This window comes from Knoellia sp. B-D-2 (genome assembly GCF_057714695.1).
Window position 1 is genome coordinate 281201 of the sequence record NZ_CM173189.1, and the last position, 19046, is coordinate 300246.

The 19046-nt window shown below is 73.2% G+C and carries 21 protein-coding genes; 4 read left to right on the forward strand and 17 right to left on the reverse strand.

Annotation, left to right across the window (positions count from 1 at the left end; translation table 11 throughout):
- Positions 1–59 precede the first annotated feature (59 nt).
- Entirely contained in the window at positions 60–1049 is a 990-nt protein-coding gene (rpsB, locus tag AC3EU2_RS01325) for a 30S ribosomal protein S2 (protein ID WP_488177950.1), read from the reverse strand.
- Between the two features lie 288 nt (positions 1050–1337).
- Between rpsB and AC3EU2_RS01330 the strand changes: the two genes are divergently transcribed.
- Positions 1338–2591: an MFS transporter gene (locus AC3EU2_RS01330; RefSeq protein ID WP_488177951.1), complete on the forward strand. Its 1254-nt coding sequence runs from the start codon at positions 1338–1340 to the stop codon at positions 2589–2591.
- A 69-nt stretch (positions 2592–2660) separates the two neighbouring features.
- On the opposite strand, the gene AC3EU2_RS01335 is transcribed toward AC3EU2_RS01330, so the two are convergent.
- Positions 2661–3767, reverse strand: a complete 1107-nt coding sequence (locus tag AC3EU2_RS01335; RefSeq protein ID WP_488177952.1) for a S66 peptidase family protein — start codon at positions 3765–3767, stop codon at positions 2661–2663.
- A gap of 23 nt (positions 3768–3790) precedes the next feature.
- Complete coding sequence (locus tag AC3EU2_RS01340; protein WP_488177953.1) at positions 3791–4486, reverse strand: DNA alkylation repair protein; 696 nt, start codon at positions 4484–4486, stop codon at positions 3791–3793.
- A 43-nt stretch (positions 4487–4529) separates the two neighbouring features.
- On the opposite strand from AC3EU2_RS01340, the gene AC3EU2_RS01345 reads away from it, so the two are divergent.
- A complete protein-coding gene (locus tag AC3EU2_RS01345; RefSeq protein ID WP_488177954.1) occupies positions 4530–5690 on the forward strand; it encodes a pyridoxal phosphate-dependent aminotransferase in 1161 nt (386 codons plus the stop codon).
- Between the two features lie 6 nt (positions 5691–5696).
- Here AC3EU2_RS01345 and AC3EU2_RS01350 read toward each other — a convergent pair whose 3' ends face one another.
- On the reverse strand, positions 5697–7106 hold the full coding sequence (locus AC3EU2_RS01350; RefSeq protein WP_488177955.1) for a flavin-containing monooxygenase: 1410 nt from the start codon (positions 7104–7106) through the stop codon (positions 5697–5699).
- Positions 7107–7221: 115 nt separating this feature from the next.
- Between AC3EU2_RS01350 and AC3EU2_RS01355 the strand changes: the two genes are divergently transcribed.
- Complete coding sequence (locus tag AC3EU2_RS01355; RefSeq protein ID WP_488177956.1) at positions 7222–7740, forward strand: M23 family metallopeptidase; 519 nt, start codon at positions 7222–7224, stop codon at positions 7738–7740.
- 13 nt (positions 7741–7753) lie between these two features.
- On the opposite strand, the gene AC3EU2_RS01360 is transcribed toward AC3EU2_RS01355, so the two are convergent.
- The 12 genes from AC3EU2_RS01360 to AC3EU2_RS01415 all read right to left on the reverse strand — a co-directional run bounded on the left by AC3EU2_RS01360 (position 7754) and on the right by AC3EU2_RS01415 (position 16794).
- Positions 7754–8680, reverse strand: a complete 927-nt coding sequence (locus AC3EU2_RS01360; protein ID WP_488177957.1) for a DUF3152 domain-containing protein — start codon at positions 8678–8680, stop codon at positions 7754–7756.
- Complete coding sequence (locus AC3EU2_RS01365; protein WP_488177958.1) at positions 8673–9671, reverse strand: tyrosine recombinase XerC; 999 nt, start codon at positions 9669–9671, stop codon at positions 8673–8675. Before AC3EU2_RS01365 ends, AC3EU2_RS01360 begins: the two co-directional genes overlap by 8 nt.
- A gap of 31 nt (positions 9672–9702) precedes the next feature.
- On the reverse strand, positions 9703–10857 hold the full coding sequence (gene dprA / locus AC3EU2_RS01370; RefSeq protein WP_488177959.1) for a DNA-processing protein DprA: 1155 nt from the start codon (positions 10855–10857) through the stop codon (positions 9703–9705).
- Positions 10854–12398 carry a YifB family Mg chelatase-like AAA ATPase gene (locus AC3EU2_RS01375; RefSeq protein WP_488177960.1) on the reverse strand — a complete coding sequence of 515 codons (1545 nt, stop codon included), beginning with the start codon at positions 12396–12398 and terminating at the stop codon, positions 10854–10856. The genes dprA and AC3EU2_RS01375 overlap by 4 nt, the downstream gene beginning before the upstream one ends.
- A 4-nt stretch (positions 12399–12402) precedes the next feature.
- Positions 12403–12762, reverse strand: coding sequence for a YraN family protein (locus AC3EU2_RS01380; RefSeq protein ID WP_488177961.1), 360 nt, complete (start codon positions 12760–12762; stop codon positions 12403–12405).
- Positions 12763–12870: 108 nt separating this feature from the next.
- Positions 12871–13185, reverse strand: a complete 315-nt coding sequence (locus AC3EU2_RS01385; RefSeq protein ID WP_035938735.1) for a DUF2469 domain-containing protein — start codon at positions 13183–13185, stop codon at positions 12871–12873.
- Complete coding sequence (gene rnhB, locus AC3EU2_RS01390; protein ID WP_488177962.1) at positions 13175–13960, reverse strand: ribonuclease HII; 786 nt, start codon at positions 13958–13960, stop codon at positions 13175–13177. The genes AC3EU2_RS01385 and rnhB overlap by 11 nt, the downstream gene beginning before the upstream one ends.
- Positions 13961–14023: 63 nt before the next feature.
- Positions 14024–14914 carry a signal peptidase I gene (gene lepB, locus AC3EU2_RS01395; RefSeq protein ID WP_488177963.1) on the reverse strand — a complete coding sequence of 297 codons (891 nt, stop codon included), beginning with the start codon at positions 14912–14914 and terminating at the stop codon, positions 14024–14026.
- Between the two features lie 17 nt (positions 14915–14931).
- Positions 14932–15618, reverse strand: coding sequence for a signal peptidase I (lepB, locus tag AC3EU2_RS01400; RefSeq protein ID WP_488177964.1), 687 nt, complete (start codon positions 15616–15618; stop codon positions 14932–14934).
- 44 nt (positions 15619–15662) lie between these two features.
- Complete coding sequence (rplS, locus tag AC3EU2_RS01405) at positions 15663–16022, reverse strand: 50S ribosomal protein L19 (protein WP_035938732.1); 360 nt, start codon at positions 16020–16022, stop codon at positions 15663–15665.
- A 197-nt stretch (positions 16023–16219) separates the two neighbouring features.
- The gene (locus AC3EU2_RS01410; RefSeq protein WP_488177965.1) at positions 16220–16375 is read right to left on the reverse strand and encodes a hypothetical protein; all 156 of its coding nucleotides are present in this window, start codon (positions 16373–16375) and stop codon (positions 16220–16222) included.
- A complete protein-coding gene (locus AC3EU2_RS01415; protein ID WP_488177966.1) occupies positions 16372–16794 on the reverse strand; it encodes a hypothetical protein in 423 nt (140 codons plus the stop codon). Before AC3EU2_RS01415 ends, AC3EU2_RS01410 begins: the two co-directional genes overlap by 4 nt.
- A 75-nt stretch (positions 16795–16869) precedes the next feature.
- Here AC3EU2_RS01415 and AC3EU2_RS01420 point away from each other — a divergent pair, with 75 nt between their 5' ends.
- Positions 16870–17628, forward strand: a complete 759-nt coding sequence (locus tag AC3EU2_RS01420; protein WP_488177967.1) for an ABC transporter permease — start codon at positions 16870–16872, stop codon at positions 17626–17628.
- A 25-nt stretch (positions 17629–17653) separates the two neighbouring features.
- Here the strand turns inward: AC3EU2_RS01420 and AC3EU2_RS01425 are convergent, their stop codons facing one another.
- On the reverse strand, positions 17654–19030 hold the full coding sequence (locus tag AC3EU2_RS01425; protein WP_488177968.1) for a flavin monoamine oxidase family protein: 1377 nt from the start codon (positions 19028–19030) through the stop codon (positions 17654–17656).
- Positions 19031–19046 lie beyond the last annotated feature (16 nt).

The window sequence follows — 19046 nt, forward strand, 5'->3', positions numbered from 1 at the left end:
TGCGTGATCGCTTCTTCCTGTAGCAAGGACGGACAGAGAGGAGGTGGGACGAAGGGGTCTCAGGCCTTGGCGGCCGAAGCGTCCTCGGTCTCGGCGGCCGGAGCAGCCTCGGCGGGGGCCTCGACCTCGGCGGCCGGAGCAGCCTCGGCGGGAGCCTCGACCTCGGCAGCCGGAGCAGCCTCGGTCTCGGCAGCCGGGGCAGCCTCGACGGCGTCGGACGCGGCGGTCTCGCCGGCCTCCGGCGCCACCGTCTCGGCGGTCGCCGCAGCGGCCTCGGCGTCGCCACCGAGGAGCTCGCGCTCCCACTCGGTCAGGGGCTCCTCGCCCGGGCCCTCGGCGTCGGCCGACGCGTTGCCACCGGAGCGGGCGATGAGGCCCTCGGCGACGGCGTCCGCGATGACCCGGGTCAGCAGCGTGACGGAGCGGATTGCGTCGTCGTTGCCGGGGATCTTGTAGTCGACCTCGTCGGGGTCGCAGTTGGTGTCGAGGATCGCGATGACCGGCAGGCCGAGCTTGCGCGCCTCGTTGACGGCGAGGTGCTCCTTCTTGGTGTCGACGACCCACACGGCGGACGGGACCTTGGCCATGCCGCGGATGCCACCGAGGGTCTTGTCGAGCTTGTCGCGCTCACGCTTGAGGAGCAGGAGCTCCTTCTTGGTGTGGCCGGAGCCGGCGACGTCCTCGAAGTCGATCTCGTCGAGCTCGACGAGGCGCGTGAGGCGCTTGGAGATGGTCTGGAAGTTGGTGAGCATGCCACCGAGCCAGCGGTGGTTCACGTAGGGCATGCCGACGCGTGTCGCCTGCTCGGCGATGGGCTCCTGGGCCTGCTTCTTCGTGCCGACGAAGAGGATGCTGCCGCCGTGGGCGACGGTCTCGCGGACGAACTCGTACGCGTTGTTGATGTAGGTCACCGACTGCTGCAGGTCGATGATGTAGATCCCGTTGCGCTCGGTCATGATGAAGCGCTTCATCTTCGGGTTCCAGCGACGGGTCTGGTGCCCGAAGTGGACGCCGCTCTCGAGGAGCTGGCGCATGGTGACAACGGCCATGCCGGTGTTCTCCTTGTGCGTGGTTTCAGTTGCGTCGGCGGTGCACAGGACGTGCGCTGCCTGCCTGGCGTCTGGACCCACCACGCCGTATGCCGTGTGCTCCGGTGGAGCCGGCACAGGACTGCCGCGGTGCGCCCCGCTTCGTGGTGGTCCAGTCAGCGGTGAGAGACGCGCGAATTCGGCCCTCGAGCACACGCGTGGGCGAGCACACGAAGACCGCAGGCAATCCTACGCGTGATGTGCTCCCCCGAGAAATCGCGCGGTGGGGGCCGCGTAGCCTCGCTGCTCGTGCCACGCCTCGGGGAGATGATCGCGCCGGCTCGCCTCGGGCGGCCCTTCCGCTGGCTCATGTCCGCCGCGTGGACGAGCAACATCGGCGACGGGATCGCGCTCGCCGCCGGTCCCCTGCTCGTGGCCTCCCAGACCCGCAACCCCACCCTCGTCGCGATGGCGGCGCTGCTCCAGCGACTGCCCTGGCTGCTGCTCGGCCTCTGGGCGGGGGCGATCGCCGACCGGCTCGACCGCAAGCGCATCGTGCTCGTCGCGAACACGCTGCGGGTGCTCGTCGTCGCCGTCCTGTGCTCGTTCATCGGCACCGACCACGTCTCCGTCGGCGTCGTGCTCGCGACGACGTTCGTCTACGGGGCGTGCGAGGTCTTTGCGGACTCGACGGCGAACACCCTCCTGCCGATGCTCGTGCGGCGCGAGGACCTGCGCACGGGCCAGGTCCGGCTGCAGGCGGGGTTCCTCACGGCCAACCAGCTCGTCGGGCCACCGGTGGGCGCCTTCCTCTTCGCCGCGGGCATGGTCTGGCCGTTCGTCACCCAGGTCCTCCTGCTCCTGCTCGCGCTCGGCCTCGTGAGCCGGATGGAGCTCCCCCGCGGCGGCGTCCGGGGGAGCGTCGACACGCACGTCCGCGCCGACATCCGCGACGGCCTGCGGTGGGTGCGCCACCACCCGGCGATGCGCACGCTCGCGCTCGTCATCCTCACCTTCAACATCACGTGGGGCGCCGCGTGGTCGGTCCTCGTGCTCTACGCCCTGGACCACCTCGACATGGGCGAGGTCGGGTTCGGGCTGCTCACGACCGCGAGCGCCGTGGGCGGGGTGGTCGCCACTCTGGGCTTCGACCGGCTCACGCGGCGCTTCTCGCTGGCGACCCTCATGAAGGCCTGCCTGGCCGCCGAGGTCCTCACTCACCTCGGCCTCGCGCTGGCGACGACCGGCTGGGTCGCGATCCTCATCATGCTGGCGTTCGGGGCCTACGCGTTCACCTGGGGGACGGTGAGCAACACGGTCCGCCAGCGCGCGGTGCCCACGGCATACCAGGGGCGGGTCGGGAGCGTGTACATGACCGGGCTGTTCCTCGGCCTCGTCATCGGACAGGCGATCGGCGGCCCGATCGCGCAGCGGTGGGGCCTCACGGCGCCGTTCTGGTTCGCCTTCGTCGGCACCGCGGTCATGCTCGCGCTCGTGTGGCGCCAGCTCGACTCGATCGCCCACGCCGGGGACGACGACCCCGACGGGTCGGGACCAGCGTGACGGGTCGGGGCCTCCTGGACCCCCGACTCGTCACGCGACCCCCGACCCGTCACCCTCCCCGGGGGCGCGTCAGGCCAGCGTCAGCGTTCCCCGCTCGACGGCGACCCGGGCGCCCATCGGCAGCGACCGGTTCGCGGTGATGTGGCCGAACGAACCCCCCACCCACGTCGGCTTGCCGAGCGAGAGGATGCGGTCGCGCAGGATCTTCTCGGTGTCCGCGGCCGACGACGCCATCGAGAAGTCACCGAGGACGAAGCCGACGGCGTCGTCGAACCAGCCCGAGCGGCGGAGCTCGGTGAGGCTGCGGTCGAGCACGTAGCCGGCGTCACCGACGTCCTCGAGCACGACGACGGCGCCCTTGGTGGGCATGAGGTCGCCGGTGGACACCGAGGTCGCGAGCATCGTGACGTTGCCGCCGACGAGCCGACCCTCCACGCTGCCGTCGCGCCACGGGGCGAGGGTGCTCAGCAGCGCCTCCCCCGGCTCGACCTCACCGAAGAGGAGCCGGCGCATCGACTCCTCGGTCGCCGGGTCGGCGGTCGCGATGCCCGTGACCCCGGGGCCGTGCAGGGACTGGAGGCCGGTCTCGACGTTGATGCGGCTGAGCAGGACGGTCGTGTCGGAGTAGCCGGCGAGCCACTTGCCCGGGCCCGCGCGAAAGGCCTTCGGGTCCAGGACCTCGAGCGTGCGCTGCGCGCCGTAGCCTCCGCGGGCGGTGATGATCGCGTCGACGGCGGGGTCGTTCCAGGCCGTGAGCAGGTCCGCGGCGCGGTCCTCGTCCGTGCCGGCGAGGCCGACGGTGGGGTCGGAGTCCCAGAGGTGCTCGCCCTCGACGACGTCGAGGCCCCAGGCCCTCACCCTCTCGATCCCCGTCAGCACTCGCGCCCGCTGGCTCGCGGGCGTCACGTGACCGGAGGGAGCGACGACCGCGACGGTGTCACCCCGGCGGAGCGGCCTCGGAGCCCTGAGCGTCCGCGGTCCCGCCCCTGCGCTGGGTGTGCGGCCGTGGCACTCGCTGTGGCGGATCCGATGGCGAAGGGCGCGGCCACCGCACCTGCCAGGGCGGTCCGACGGGTCAGTCGCTGGTGGGTCATGAGTCTCTCCTCGGGCGTCCGTGGCGGGGCACGGGTTCACGGCGATGTGAACAATGCACACGACCTTGCCACATTTCGGCACTCAGTCACGGGCGCGGAGGCGCGTCAGAGGTGCTTGAGCGCCTCGCGACGGCTCAGGCCGGAGATGCGGTGCGTGTGCCGGTCGACGAACTCCCGGACCCAGCCCGGGTCGGTGCGGGCGTACTGGCGCAGCGCCCAGCCGATCGCCTTGCGGACGAAGAACTCGCGGTCGTCGAGGTTGGGCTCGATGACGTCCTCGAGCAGGTCCTCGTCGGTGCGCTCCTCGTGGCGCAGCTGGCTGATGATTGCCGACCGCCTCCGCCAGACGTCGTCGCTCGCGGCCCACTCGCGCATCCGAAGCCCCTCCCCCTCTGGGTCAGTGCGGAGGACCTCCCCGACGATGGTGGACAGCTCGTCGACGAGGTCCCACCAGGCGCCGGTGACGACGAGGTGCTCGACGAGCGGCATGACGTCCGGGTCGTGCCACGTGCGGTAGGCGCGGTGGCGGAGCAGGTCGAGTGCGGCATACCTCTCCTCGCGGAACTCGGCCTCGTCCCAGAGCCGACGGACCACGCCCTCCCACTCTTCGCGGGACTCGAGGCGCAGGGCGGGGTCGGCCAGGATCGGGCGCACGAGCGCGCGACGCGCCGGCGACGTGAGACCGAGAAAGGGCATCTCGCTCTTCATGTAGCGCTGCTGGCCGACCGCCCGCACCGGGTCCGCACCCGAGCGCAGGGCGGCCCGCAGCGACTCGACGAGGTCCGCGGAGTTGTCGCCCATGCCATCGAGACTAGGCCCGGCGCGTCCCGCGTAGCCTGCGAACATGGGTTCCCCTCTGGTGCAGCGGATGCAGGGCTTCGGGTCGACGATCTTCGCGGAGATGACGGGGCTGGCCCTCGAGCACCGGGCCCTCAACCTCGGACAGGGCTTCCCCGACACCGACGGACCGCGGGAGATCCTCGACGCGGCGAGGGCGGCGATCGACGGCGGGCGCAACCAGTACCCGCCCGGCGCAGGGGTGCCCGAGCTGCTCGACGCCGTCGCCGCCCACCAGCAGCGGTTCTACGGGATCGAGCTCGACCCGCGCCGGGAGGTCCTCGTCACCGTGGGCGCGACGGAGGCGATCGCGGCGACGATCCTCGCGCTGTGCGAGGCCGGTGACGAGGTGGTGACCTTCGAGCCGTACTACGACTCGTATGCCGCGTCGATCGCCCTCGCCGGCGCGGTCCGCCGGACGTCGGTGCTGCGCTTCCCCGACTTCGCGGTCGACGAGGAGTCGCTGCGGGCCGCCTTCTCGGACCGCACGCGGCTCGTGCTGCTCAACACCCCGCACAACCCGACAGGCAAGGTGTTCACGCGCGACGAGCTCGACCTCATCTGCCGGCTCGCGCAGGAGCACGACGCGTGGGTGGTGACCGACGAGGTCTACGAGCACCTCGTCTTCGACGGGCTGGCGCACGTGCCGATCTCGACGCTTCCGGGCATGGCGGAGCGGACGCTGACGATCTCGTCGGCGGGCAAGACCTTCTCGGTGACGGGGTGGAAGGTCGGGTGGGTGAGCGGCCCGGCCGAGGCGGTCGCGGCGGTCCGGACGGTCAAGCAGTTCCTCACCTACGTCGGGTCCGGGCCGTTCCAGCCGGCGGTCGCGCTCGGGCTGGGACTGGGCGACGACGTGTATGCCGGCCTCACCGAGTCGATGCAGGGCAAGCGCGACGTGCTGGTCACGGCGTTGCGCGACATCGGCCTGCCGGTGGCCGTGCCGGGCGGGACGTACTTCGTCGTCGCCGACGTCGCGGCGCTGGGCGCGACCGATGCCCTCGAGTTCTGCCGCGCGCTGCCGCGTCGGGTGGGCGTCGCGGGCGTGCCGGTGTCGGTCTTCCACGACGACGTCGACGCGGCGCGCACGCTGGTGCGCTTCGCGTTCTGCAAGCAGGACGACGTGCTGCGCGAGGCAGCCGTCCGGCTGTCGGCCCTGCGCTCCTGATCCTGGTCAGTCCGGCGTCCCGGGGACGGAGCCCGACGGCATACGGGAGGTGGCCGCGCGAGCGGCTCCACGCCGGCGCTCCCGGTCGAGGTCCCAGAGGTAGTGGTCGAAGTCGACCTCCATCGTGTGCCGCGGGGAGGCGTAGAACTGGCGACGGTTGCGCTCGTGGTCGGCGGCCATCCGGCGGCGCACCTCGTCGGTGGGCGGAGCGACGTAGCGACCCGTCAGCGTCTCCGCCACCCACGCGCCCTGGGCCTCGGCGAGGGGCATGACGGCACCGACCGGCTGGAGCAGCCCGATGAAGTACAGGCCCGGCAGGTCGGGGTGGATCGTGCGCTTCCAGAGGGGCAGGTCGTTGTCGCGGGCGGCGACCAGCGACGGGTCGAGGAAGGGGAAGGAGACCGTGTAGCCGGTCGCCCAGACCACGAGGTCCGCCGGGGCGCTCGACCCGTCGACGAAGACGACGCGGTCACCCTCCAGACGGTCGATCCCCGGCTTGGGCGTGACAGCGCCGGAGCGCAGGGCTCCACGGATGCCCTCGGACTGCACCGGGTGCGACTGCCCCGGCGCGTGCTCGGGCTGCGGCAGCCCCAGCCGGGCGACGTTGCCGGAGGTCACCGCGCCGATGCGCAGCTTGAGGGCGGTGGCCCACCAGGGCAGCCAGCCGGGCAGCGCGGCCTGGTCGGACGGCCTGCCGAGGAGGAACTTGCGCAGCACCCACTGTCCGCGTCGCTGCGACAGGACCGTCGACCGGGCGACCCGGCCGGCTTCGACGGCGATGTCGAGCGCCGAGTTGCCCGACCCCACGACGACGACGTCACGGCCTGCCAGCTGCTCGGCCGACCGGTAGTCGTGGGCATGGATCTGCTCGCCGTCGAACGTGCCCGGGTAGGCGGGCTCGGGCCAGCGCGGGTCCCAGTGGTGGCCGTTCGCGACGAGGACCGCGTCGTAGGTGCGGGTCTCCTCGCCCGCAGGGCCCTCGATGCGCACCGACCAGGTGCCGTCGGCGGTCCGGGACACGTCGGCCACCGTGGTGTCGAAGGTGATCCGGTCACGCAGCGCGAAGTGGTCGACGTAGTCCTCGAAGTAGGCCGCGACCTGGTCGTGGCGTGCGTAGGCCGGGTAGTCGGCCGGCATGGGGAAGTCCGAGTAGGCCATCCGCGGGCCGGACGTGTTGATCTCGAGCGTCTCGTAGCAGGCGGACCGGCCGTTGGGGTTGTCGTAGACCCAGTTGCCGCCGACGACGCTGCCCTGCTCGAACCAGTCGAACGGCACGCCGGCGGCCGCGAGGGCCTTGGCGGCAGCGATGCCCGACGAGCCGGCGCCGATGACGCACGTGCGTGGCAGCGAGGGGTCGACGGGGACCGGTGAGGTGACCGCCGGCGCCCGGTGGCGCTGCTTCACGAGGTAGGCCATGGCGGCGATCATGGCATCGCCGACCCCTTCCACAGGCGGGCACCTCCCGCACGGTCGTCCCCAGACGGCCGGACAGGACTGGCGTGGACTCCCCTCGCCCCTCGAGGCTCGGTGCATGTCGAGGCACACCGCTCTCCGCCGGGTCCTGCTCGCCCTCACGGCCGTGGGCAGCCTCGTGCCGTGGCCCGGGGCCGCGGCGCCGGGACCGTCCGACCGGGGTCGGGTCTGGGACTGGCCCCTGGACCCGCGACCGGCGGTGACGTCTGCCTTCGTGCCTCCGCGCTCCACGTACGGCGCCGGCCACCGGGGCCTGGACCTGGCCGCGGCGCAGGGGCAGGACGTGCTCGCGGTCGACGCGGGGGTGGTGAGCCACGTCGGCGTCATCGCCGGCCGGGGCACGGTGAGCGTCACGCACTCCTCGGGCCTGCGGAGCACCTACGAGCCGATCCGGGCCGGTGTGGGCGCCGGGACGTTGGTGGCGCAGGGGGACGTGCTGGGACGGGTGGCTGGGCGGACGCACTGCGGAGGCGCCTGCCTGCACCTCGGGGCCCTCGTCGGGCCGGCCTACGTCGACCCCCGCCCCCTGCTCGCCGCGGGCCCGGTGATCCTGCTGCCGCTGGGTCGCGGACGGTGAGGGCAGCCCCGGCTCAGCCGCTGGTCGGCCAGGGGTTGGGGCGGCACCCGTCCAGCCCCTTGGACTGCTGGAGCATGACCGGGGCCACCGCGCCGACCCGCGGGCACTCGACGTGCCCGTGGTAGAGCCCGTGGCCGACCTCGTGGTTGACCATGTACTGCCGGTAGGCCGCGAGGTCCGTGCCGTAGCCCGGCACCCCCTGCATCCACCGCCGCACGTTGAGCACCACATTGCCGGCGTTGAAGCACGACACCTTGCCGCGGGTCCGCAGCGGCGCGCACAGCTCGTCCGTGAGGCTCGGGCTCGCGAGGACGATCGTGATGTCGACGTCCCCGGCCGCCACCGCCTCCGGTGGGACGACCCGGAACCGCACCGCGTCGTGGGTCTGCCAGCCACGGGGGTCACCGAGGGTCGCCGACACGATCCCGGCTGCCTCCGCCGCGTCGACACCGGCCCCACGCTCGACCTGCAGCCCCACCCGGACGGTGCGCCGGGGGTGGACCGTCGGCGCCGCGACGGCCCTTAGGGCCACGCCGTCGACCCGTCCGCTGCCGGACTCGGGGACGACCGCAGCGTCCGGGGTCGGGGCCGCCGTCGCGGTCTCGTAGAGCTCCTCGGCAGCGGGGGTGGGTGCTGAGCCGACGCGCTTGAGTACGGCGGGAGCGACGTCGGCGGTGGCGCGTGCCGGCGCGCTCGACTCGGCACTCGGCCAGAGCGCCCACAAGAGCAGCGCGAGGACGGTCGTCACCGCCACCGCGGCCACCAGGCGGCGGCGGGCGAACGTCGTCGCGGAGCTGCCGACAGCCACGGACCGGCGACGCCGGCGCCCCCTGACGGCACCCGAGGCGGGCCCGGTGGTGCGGTCCGGGTCCACCATCTCGACCGGCCGGCGGGACGCGGGCGAGCTGACCCAGTCGGGCAGTCGAGGCTCGTCAGGCACGGGGGTGGGCCTGGGCGTAGGAGGCGGCGAGCCGCTCGATGGAGACGTGCGTGTAGATCTGGGTCGTGGCCAGCGACGAGTGGCCGAGCAGCTCCTGCACCATGCGCAGGTCGGCGCCACCCTCGAGCAGGTGGGTCGCGGCGCTGTGACGCAGCCCGTGCGGACCGAGGTCCGGCGCGTCGGGCAGGTGGGTCAGCATCTCGTGGACGAGGGTGCGCACCTGACGCGGGTCGACCCGCCGACCCCTCCGACCGAGGAAGAGCGCTGGGCCGCTGCCGTCGACGACGAGGCGGGGCCGGCCCCGCTCCTGCCAGTCGACCAGGGCCACGGCGGCGGGCCGGCCGAACGGCACGCGCCGCTCCTTGTCGCCCTTGCCGATGACGCGCACGACCCCGGTGTCGAGGTCGACGTCGTCGACGTCGAGCCCGGTCAGCTCACCGACCCGGACCCCGGTCGCGTAGAGGAGCTCGAGAATCGCCCGGTCCCGGAGGTGGACCGGGTCGTCGTCGTCGGCGGCGACCGCGGCGATGTCGAGGAGGTCCGCCGCGTCGTTCTGGGCGAGCACCGGCGGCAGCGTGCGGTGCCGCTTCGGGGCGACGAGCCGCAGGGACGGGTCGGGGTCCACGTGGCCCTGGCGAGTGGCCCACCCGAAGAAGGTGCGCAACGAGGCCGACCGCCGCGCGATCGTCGACCGGGCGGCGCCGCCCGCGGCGAGGACGCCGAGCCAGCCGCGCAGGTCGGAGAGCCGGACCGCGTCGAGCGGTGTGGTGGGCGCCGTCGCGGGGGTCGCCCGACCGTCTCCCCCATCGGCGTTGCCGCGGGTCCCGTCGCCTGCACCGTCGCCACGACCGTCGGTGTCGGCACCGTCGAGGTGGGCGAAGAAGTCCCGCAGGTCGCCGAGGTAGGCCCGGACCGTGTGCGGTGAGCGCCCGCGCTCGGCACGCAGGTGACGCTCGAACGCGTCGATCACGGCCTGCCGGGTGGCACTCACACCCGCACCGTCTCATCCGGTGGTCACGGGATCAACCACCCGGTCGGCGGGTCCGTCCCGACACGGGCGCCTTGCGCCACCGGTCGCCGTCGCGCACGACGAGCCCGAGCACGCTCAGCTGGCCGAGCACGGCCAGCAGGGTGGTTGAGTCCATCGCCGTGAGCAGCTGCATCCGGGCCAGGCCGGCGCCCTCCCGGACCGGCACCGCGGACCACACGCTCCGGGCCACCGGGTCCAGCTGCGACTCCGCGGTCTCGGGAGCCCGCGCGGGTCCCACGGCGTCGAGGCTGAGCCGACCCATGAGGTCGAGGACCTCCGCCGTGTCGGTGACGAGGGTGGCCCCGGTCTCACGGACGAGCTGGTGGCACCCGGCGGACTGCACCGACGTCACCGGCCCGGGCACCGCGGCGACCTGACGATGGAGGTCGCGTGCCGTCCGGGCCGTGTTGAGCGACCCGGAGCGCAGCCCGGCCTCGACGACGACGGTGCCCACACTCAGGGCGGCGATGATCCGGTTGCGGGCGATGAACCGCTGCCGGTACGGCGCCCAGCCCAGCGGCAGCTCACTGACGACGGCACCGTCCTTCGCCACGGCGCGCAGCAGGCCCTCGTGCGCCTGGGGGTAGGCCCGGTCCAGGCCCCGGGCCAGCACCGCCACGGTCGGCCCGCCCCCGGCGAGCGCACCACGATGGGCCGCGGCGTCGATCCCGAACGCCGCGCCGGACACCACCGTGACCCCGCGGCCGACGAGACCCTCGCCAAGCTCGGCGGCGACGTGGAGGCCGTAGGGCGTGGCCGCGCGCGAGCCGACGACGGCCACGCTCCCCTCGACGGCACCGAGGTCCACGGCGCCCCGGACGTAGAGGCACAGCGGCGGGGTGTCGAGCTGGTCGAGGCCCAGCGGCCACTCCTCGTCACCCGGGACGACCACCCGCACCCGCAGGCGCTCGAGGGCCCTGCGCGACGCGCTCACGTCGAGGCCGGCGATCCGCTGGTCGTAGCGGCCGTCCGGGGCCAGCTCCCCGGTGAGCAGCCGCGACAAGGCCTCCGAGGCGCCGTGGCGGCCGACCCATGTGCGCACCGACACCGTCTCGGGCTCCGCGAGCTGGCTCCACGCCATGCGAGCCCACCGGTCCTCCGTGAGGGCGGCCCCACCGGGAACGTCGAGGAACGACCTGACGCTCATGCGGCGGCCCTGCCCTGGCTGCGCATCGCGTAGGCGAGGCCGACGTCCTCCGACGTCGGAACGCTCCGGCCGAACAGGTCGGCGGAGGACCACGCTAGCCGCAGCGTGCGGTCGTAGCCCCGCAGGGTGAGCTGACCGAGGTCGAGCGCCCGGTCGACGGCCCCGGTGACCGACGCCGGGAGCCGCCAGGGGCGGCGTCGCAGGACGTGTCCGGGCACCCGGGCGTTGGTCGGCCAGCCGTGCTCGCTCCACCGCTCCCGCTGCGCGCCCCGGGCGGCGAGCACCCGGTCGAGCACCGCCGCGCTCGTCTCGCCCCGGTCCTCCGCGAACGCCGCGCTTGCCACCGGAGGCACGACGACCTGGATGTCGACCCGGTCGACGAGGGGTCCGGAGAGTTTGGCCTGGTAGCTGCGCAGCTCGAGCGCGCTGCACGAGCAGTCGACGCCCTTGCCCCAGGCGCGTCCGCACGGGCACGGGTTGGTCGCCAGCACGAGCTGGAAGCGCGCCGGGAGGCTGACGAGCTGCCGGGCCCGGGCGATGGTGACCTCGCCCGACTCGAGCGGCTGCCGCAGCTGCTGCAGGACCGACGTCTTGAACTCCCCCGCCTCGTCGAGGAAGAGCACGCCGCAGTGCGCCCGGGAGATCGCCCCGGGCAGCACCACCCCGGACCCGCCACCGGTGATGGACGCGATCGACGCGCTGTGGTGCGGGGCGACGAAGGGCGGTGTGAGGTCGAGCTCGCTCGCCCGGATCTCGTCGCCGGTGAGGGACCGGATGGCGTGGGTCTGCAGTGCCTGCTCGCGCGAGAGCGGCGGGAGGATCGTCACGAGCCGCTCCGCGAGCATCGTCTTGCCGACACCGGGCGGTCCGTTCATGAGCAGGTGGTGCTCCCCCGTCGCGGCCAGCTCGACCGCGAGCCGGGCCTCCGGCTGCCCGACGACGTCCCCGAGGTCGACGTGGCGCCGGGTCCCGTCCGACTCGCCCCGGACCGGCAGTGCCACGGGCAGCGGGTCCACACCGCGGCGGACGGCATACCAGCCGACGAGCGTCGCGAGGTCCGGCGCGCTGTGCACGGTGACCCCGTCGACGAGCTGCGCCTCGGCGAGGTTCACCGGCGGGACGACCACGTGCCGCATGCCGGACCGCGCCGCCGCGAGCACGGCGGGCAGGATCCCGCGCACCCCGCGCACGGTGCCGTCGAGCCCGAGCTCGCCGAGGTGGACCACGCGCGAGATGCGCCTGGAGTCGACCACGCCCGCGGCGCCGAGGACGGCGAGGGCGATGGCGACGTCGAACCCGGTGCCCTGCTTGGGGATCGACGCCGGGGAGAGGTTGACCGTGATCCGCTGCGGTGGGAGCGGGAACCCGCTCGTCGCGGCGGCCGAGCGGACCCGGTCGGGCGCCTGCCCGCACGCCTTGTCGGGCAGCCCGGTGACGCTGAAGTGCGGGAGCTGGGCGGAGATGTGCGCCTCGACGTCGACGATGCGACCGTCGAGCCCGCTGAGGGCGACGCAGAGGGTGCGCCCGAGCTTGGCGCTCACGCGCTCACGCCCCCACCGCCACGACGTGGCGCACGACCGGGCGGTGCCCGGGACGGGCGAGCACGCCGATGACGTCGATGCGCACGGCGGGGACGCTGCCCGGCCGGGTGCGCAGGTAGGCCGCGGCCAGGCGTCGCAGACGACGGGCCTTCTCCCACGTCACCGCCTCGAGCGGGTCGCCCGAGCCCGTGCCCCGCCGCGTCTTGACCTCGCAGACCACGAGGCAGTCGCCGTCGAGGGCGACGAGGTCGATCTCGCCCTCGGCGCACCGCCAGTTGCGCTCGACGATGGTCATCCCGTGCTCGCGGAGGTACCGCGCGGCGAGGTCCTCGCCGTACCGCCCCAGGGCCCTGTGTCCGTCCATGCCCCGAGCCTCGACGCACGAGGACGGGGTGCCCAGCACCTCCGGGCCCGGCTGTGGACCACGGGAGCGCCCGGCCGCCGCTGTGGACGACGCGGCGTGCTCAGCCGGTCAGAAGTCGCCCTTGGGCAGCTGCAGCTCGGACTTGGCCAGCTCTTCGACGTTGACGTCCTTGAACGTCACGACCCGCACCTGCTTGGCGAACCGCGCCGGCCGGTAGATGTCCCAGACCCAGCAGTCCTGCATCGTCACGTCGAAGAAGACCTCGCCGCCGTCGCTGCGCACCTTGACGTCCACGGAGTTGCACAGGTAGAAGCGCCGCTCGGTCTCGACGACGTGCGAGAACAGCCCGACGACGTCGCGGTACTCGCGGTAGAGCGCGAGCTCCATCTCGCTCTCGTACTTCTCGAGGTCCTCAGCGCTCATGGGTGTCCAACTCCGTCGTAGGTGGGGCGGCCGTCAGGGCCACCATGTCAGGTCCGTCGAGGATGACGGCGCCCGGCTCGACCCAGGGACCGTCGTCGGTCGCCGTCCCCGGGAGCCGCCAGGAGCGCCGGTGCAGCTCGCAGGGACCGAGCTCCCGCAACGCGTCGAGGTGTTCCGGTGCCGCGTAGCCCTTGTTGAGCTCCCACGCGTATGCCGCGTGGTCGGCAGCCAGCCCCACCATGATCCGGTCGCGCTCGACCTTGGCGAGCACGCTCGCGGAGGCCACCGACGAGCAGGTCAGGTCGGCCTTGATCATCGTCGTCACCGGCGGGGTGTGCACCTCGTCGTCCGTGAACGCCAGCAGGCCGACCTCGTCGGGGGACGTGAGCCAGTCGTGGTTGCCGTCGAGGATGACGAGGTCGGGCACGACGTCGAGTGCGGCGAGCGCGCGGCGCCCGGCGAGGCGCAGGGCCGCGATGATCCCGATCTCGTCGATCTCGGCCGGCGAGGCGTGGCCGACCGCGTACGCCAACGCCCAGCGGCGGATCCTCGGGACCATCGACTCGCGCACGTGGGGCTGGAGCAGCTTGGAGTCGCGCACCCCCTGCGGCGCCGACCGGCAGGTGTCGTCGATGACGACGACGCCCACGCTCACCGGTCCGGCGAGGGCGCCGCGCCCGACCTCGTCCATCCCGGCGAGCAGCCGGTAGCCGTCCCGCTGCAGGGCACGCTCGACCCGCAGGTTCGGCTTCCGGGAACGCGGTGCGACAGGCATGGCAGGTGCTGCGGGCTCTCTGGGGGTGGGGCGGGTGTCAGGACAAGGATGCGACGGATCGGGTCACGGTGTCGCGGACGGCGAGGGTGTCGCGGACCGCGTCGGGACCGCGCCCGGAGCAGGCACCGTCGTGAAGGTCGACTCCGGTCGGGACAGCCAGCCGCCGCGGTCGAACGGCCAGACGATGGCGACGGCGCGTCCGGTGATGTTGGCGACCGGGACCGAGCCCTGCGCCCCCGTGCCGTCGGGGTCGTGGAAGCGCGAGTCCTCGGAGTCGCTGCGGTGGTCACCCATGACCCAGACCTTGCCCTCGGGCACGGTGATGTCGAAGGTGATCGAGCTGGCGACGTCACCGGCCTTGATGTAGGGCTCGGTGACCGGGACGCCGTTGACGGTGAGGCGACCCTCGGAGTCGCAGCAGACGATCGTGTCGCCGGGCAGCCCGATGACCCGCTTGATGAGGTGGTTGTCGGAGGTGTTGGGCAGCAGGCCGACGAAGGAGAGCACCCGCTCCACGCCGTCGCGCACCGGACCGTGGCTCACCTCGGGCATCGACGACAGCCAGTCGCCCGGGTCCTCGAAGACGACGATGTCGCCGCGCTGGAGGTCGACGACGCCGGGGACGAGCTTGTTGACGACCACCCGGTCGTTGAGGATCAGCGTGTCCTCCATCGACCCCGAGGGGATGTAGAAGGCCTGCATCAGCCAGGTCTTGACGACGAACGACAGCGCCAGGGCCATCGCCACGACGACGACGAACTCGCGGATCGCGGCGCCGGCCGCACCGACGGCGGCCCGACCCCGGCTGCGCCCGTCCGAGCGGTCCGGCCGATCGGCCCCCTCGGCACCCTCTGTCCCGTCGGGGCCCTCGTCCGACCGCGCGTCGTCGGTGGCGTCCCGAGGCGCGTCAGGGTCGAACTGGCCCGGCTCGAACCGGGCCTCGTGGCTCGTCATCACAGGTGTCTGCGCTCTCAGGACTGGGGGGTGGAGGAAGAGGAGGAGGGGGTGCCGAGCCGGTCGAGCGGCCAGATGCGCGTGACGACGGTGCCGAGCACGGCATCGGCGGCGACCGTCCCGTCGGTGGTGGTGGAGGCGGCGCCGACGTGGGTGCGCGAGTCCATCGCGTCGGTCGCGTTGTCGCTGAGGAGGAAGACCCGGCCCTGCGGCACGGTGAGGCGGAAGGGGTCAGCGCCGTCGTCGAGCCGCGGCCCCACGGCCTTCCCGTCCACGCCGACCCGGCCGTCCGTGCAGCAGACGACCTCGTCGCCCCCGGTCGCGACGACACGGCCAAGGACGGACTTCTCGCCGAGGTCGATCCCGAGTGCCCCCGACACCGATGCGAGGGTGCGTCCGATGAGGCCGTCGTCGACGTGGGTGGAGCGGTTCGGCCCGGGCCAGGCGTCGGTGACGTCGGCGACGACCACGTCACCGACCTCGACCGACCCGACCTTCGAGACGAGCACCCGCTCGCCCTCCTCGAGGAAGGGCCGCATCGACGCGCTCGACACGGCATACGGCTGCACGACGAAGGTCCGCACGAGCACCACCGCGAGGATCCCCGCCGCGAGCAGCACCGGCACCCGGTGCGCACGACGCGACCCGGCCGTCGCCGTGGAGGCGAGGACCGGGTCGGTGTCATGGGTGGCCGGGGACGTCATCGTGCCGATGCTAGTCGCCGGACCTCTGCGCGTCGCTCCGCGGCTCAGCTGGCCGGGGAGGTCTCGCGCTTCTCCTTGATCTTGGCGGCCTTGCCGCGCAGGTCGCGCAGGTAGTAGAGCTTCGCGCGGCGGACGTCGCCACGGGTGACGAGCTCGATGTGGTCGATCACGGGCGTGTGGAGCGGGAAGGTGCGCTCCACGCCGACGCCGAAGGAGACCTTGCGGACCGTGAAGGTCTCACCGATGCCGCCGCCGTGGCGACGAATGACGATGCCCTTGAAGATCTGGACACGAGAGCGCGTGCCCTCGACGACCTTGACGTGGACGTTGACCGTGTCGCCGGCGCGGAACGCGGGGATGTCGGTCCGGAGGGAAGCCTTGTCGACCTCGTGGAAAAGCTGCATGACTGCTTCGCTCTCTCGTGCGGTGCCACAGGTCACCCACGCGGTGTGTTGCGCTGTCTGAATGGAGGTGCGGCGCCGGGCCTCATGCGCGGCTCGGGCGGTGGCTCGGGCTCTGCACTCCCCCTGTGGCGGGGGCTTGGTGTCGACGGACGCAAGGAGCAAGTCTGCCAGAGCACCGGCATACGGAGAAATCCGCGTCAGGAGGCGGCCTGCTGCGGGTGCGCGGCCCGTCGGGCGTGCGCGATCTTGACGATGACCGGGTCGACCTTGTCCTCGCCGCCGGAGAAGGTGATGAGGGCGCGCGCCGACTGGACCTGGTCACGGGTGACCTTGACGTAGTGCTTGTCCTTCACGGTGAGACCTCCTGCGCGTCGGCGTCGTCTCCAGTGTCCTCGACGTAGACGATCTCGTCCACCAGCATCCCCGCGCGGAAACGGGTGACGTCCTCGCCGTCGCCGTCGATCCGGGCCCCGGCGTCGAGCACGGCGAGGACGAGCGCCTTCTCCTGCTCGGTGGCGAGGTCGCTCTGCCCCAGCTCGACGAGCAGCACCCTCGACAGGGCGCGCTGGCGCGGGCTCTCGCTGCTCACGCCGGCGAGTGCGGCGGTGAAGCGTCGCCCCCACTCCTCGAGGTTGGCCTGCTGCTCACGCTGGCCCACGTCGGCGCGGGCGGCCCGCTCGCGCTGGGCGACGTCGCGGCGCGCGGCCACCCACGACAGCCCGGAGCCCAGCGCGGCTCCCGCGAACGCCAGCACTGCGCTCCACCAGTCCATGGTTCCTCCCGGTGGCCAGTGTGGCACCGCGTGCCGACCGGATGCCGGGGTCCGCGGCCGCATAGCGTGTCGCCGGTGAGCATCGATCCCGGCTGGCCGGTCGCCCTGGCGTGCGTCGCGCTCCTCGCGCTGACCGTGGCGATGTATGCCGTGGGGCGGCTCCCGAACGTCGGCTCCACCCTCGTCGCCTCCGGGCGGGCCGTCGTGCAGCTCAGTGTCGCCGCGCTCGTCATCACCGCGGTCGCCCGCAACCTCGCGCTGTCGGTGCTGCTGCTGTGCGGGATGTTCGCCGTGGCGGTGGTGACGACGGCCCGTCGCGTGGAGGCGGTGCGGGCGTGGCCGTGGACGACGCTGGCGATGGCCGCGGGACTGCTGCCGGTGGTGGCGGTCGTGCTGCTCACCGGGACCGTACCGCTCGAGGGCATCGCGCTCATCCCCGTCGTCGGCATCGTCCTCGGCAACACGATGAACGGCCACACCCTCGTGGGGCGGCGCGCGTTCGCGGCGCTGCGCGAGGAGACCGGACAGTACGACGCGGCGCTGTCGCTGGGCCTGACCCGGGCGCGGGCGATCGACGAGATCGTCCACCGGCGCCTGCCCGAGGCGCTCATCCCCGGGCTGGATCAGGTGCGCACCGCCGGGGTGGTGACCCTGCCGGGGGCGTTCATCGGGGTGCTGCTCGGCGGCGGGTCCCCGGCCCAGGCGGCGGCGGCGCAGGTGCTCGTGCTGGTGGGGATCATGGCGGCGCAGACGACGACGGCGGTCGTCGCCGGGCGGCTCATCAGCGGGGCCCGGCTGCTGCCGGACGACCTGCGGGAGCGGCTGCGGCCGTGAGTCGACGCGGCTCGAGCGTCCTCGGTCAGGGCAGGTCGGCGAGCGCCTCCGCTGCCGCCCGGAGTCCGGCGTCGACAGCGCCCTCCATGTAGCCGCTCCACCGGGTCGCGGTCTCGGTGGCTGCCCACTTGACCGACCCGATCGGCGCCGCGAGGGCCTCACCGAAGTGGATCCAGCCGCACGGGCCGGGGTTGGCGTTGTAGCACCCCCGGGTCCACTCCCGGTCCGCCCAGCCTCCCTCGACGATGAGCTCGGGAGCGGCGGCCCGGGGTCCGAGGTGTCGGCCCAGCTCGGCACGCAGTGCCTCCTGGCGCCGCTGCGCCGGCCAGCGACCCTCGACGCGGGCGTTCTCGCCCTCGAGGAAGGCGAGGACGATGCCGGGCCCGCCGGTGCCCTCCGGCATGCACGAGTCGTTGGACATCCGGGCCGGACCGGGCTCGGAGATGAGCTGGGCGTTGAGCCCGTCGGCGCGCCAGAACGGCTCGTCGTAGATCGCGAACATCTTGTGCGCCGACGCCTGGGGCATCCGCTGGGTGAGCTGGTCGCGCCTCCCGGGGAGCGGCGGGTCGTACATGATGCGGCCGGCCAGCGTGGGTGCCACCGCGACGACCACCTGCCGACCTCGGGCGACCACGCCACCACGACAGGTCACCGTCACCGAGTCCGGACCGTGGTCGACGGTGAGGACCGGGCTGTTGAGCACCACGCACTCCCCCAGCTCGGCCGCCAGACGGTGCGGAATCTGCCCGGTGCCCCCGACGAAGCGCTGGGTCTGTGCGCCACCCTCGGACTCGGAGAGCAGGTCGGCGGTGACGCCGCAGGTCACGATGTTGACGAGCAGCCCGAGCAGCGACACCTCGACGGTCGGCACGGCGAGGATGCCGACGGTGCAGATCTCGAGCAGTGAGCGCCCGGTCGACGACAGCCCCTGGGAGTCGTACCACTGACCCACGGTGATCCGGTCCCACGTGTCCGCGTCCGGCGCCAGCCAGGGCGCGGTGACGGACACGGTCTCGGCCATGGCGTCGAGCCGGCGGAGGACGCGCTCCACGTCGTCGAGGTCGCGCGCGTGAGCCTGCCGGAAGGCCTCGCCGCGAAGCACCCGTCCGCCGAGCTCGTAGGACGTCTCTCCCTCCTCGAACTGCGGATAGAGGCCGACGCCGAGCTCCGCGGCCAGCGCCTCCATCCGGTGGTGGGTGTCGCCGATCCACTGGGCCCCGAGCTCGAGGTAGACCCCGGGAAGGGGCTCCTCGGTGAGGATCCGCCCGCCGACCCGGTCACTGGCCTCGAGGACGAGGGGCTCGCGCCCGGCGCGCCGTACCTCTCGCGCGGCGACGAGGCCGGACAGCCCCGCCCCGACGATGATCACCTCTGCTTCGTACGGAACCGGTACCGCGTGCATGTGACGCCCCTTCGGT